The organism is Agromyces binzhouensis (assembly GCF_004135055.1).
GTDB classification, from domain to species: domain Bacteria; phylum Actinomycetota; class Actinomycetes; order Actinomycetales; family Microbacteriaceae; genus Agromyces; species Agromyces binzhouensis.
In genome coordinates, this window is sequence record NZ_SDPL01000812.1 from 1 (window position 1) to 579 (window position 579).

Annotated in this window: 1 protein-coding gene and 1 pseudogene; both read right to left on the reverse strand. The window is 76.3% G+C overall.

What is annotated here, in order from left to right:
* Window positions 1-253: pseudogene (locus tag ESO86_RS18360) on the reverse strand (gephyrin-like molybdotransferase Glp); the annotation flags it as partial.
* Window positions 253-579 (reverse strand): rhodanese-like domain-containing protein (locus ESO86_RS18365; protein WP_277985261.1); only part of this gene is annotated, 327 nt, incomplete at its 5' end. The pseudogene ESO86_RS18360 and the gene ESO86_RS18365, both read right to left, overlap by 1 nt.

Sequence of the window (579 nt, forward strand, 5' to 3'; positions counted from 1 at the left end):
TACCGGGGGCCGCCGCCGACTCGCCGACGACCGGAAGCTCGACGGGCGCGCCCGCGACGTCCGCCGCCCGCACCGCCAGGCCGTCCATCTGCGCGTTCCGGAAGGGCGGCAGGTCGATCGGCGACTCGACGGGCGAAGCCGTGATGCGCCCGAGCGCGTCGCCCACCGCGACCCGCTCCGTCGGCCGGGCGCCGAGCGGGGCGAGCAGGGACCGCACGAACCGGGCGTGCTCGTCGAACGGGATGCGCGTCATCAGTACCTCGCCAGCTCGGGGTCGACGGTGAGCGACCATGCGTCGATGCCGCCGGTCAGGTTGCGCACCTCGGCGAACCCCGCGGCGATGAGGTGCTCGGCGGCGAGCCGCGAGCGCACGCCGAGGTGGCAGTACACGACGACGGATGCCGCGGGGTCGAGCTCCCTCGTGCGGGCGCCGAGCTCGTGCAACGGGATCAGGATCGAGCCGGCGATCGCGACCAGGTCGGCCTCCCACGGTTCGCGCACGTCGAGCAGCAGCGGGGGCGCGCCCGAGGCGAGCTCCGCGGCGAGCGCGGCCGCGTCGACCTCGCCGGGCGCGGTGGG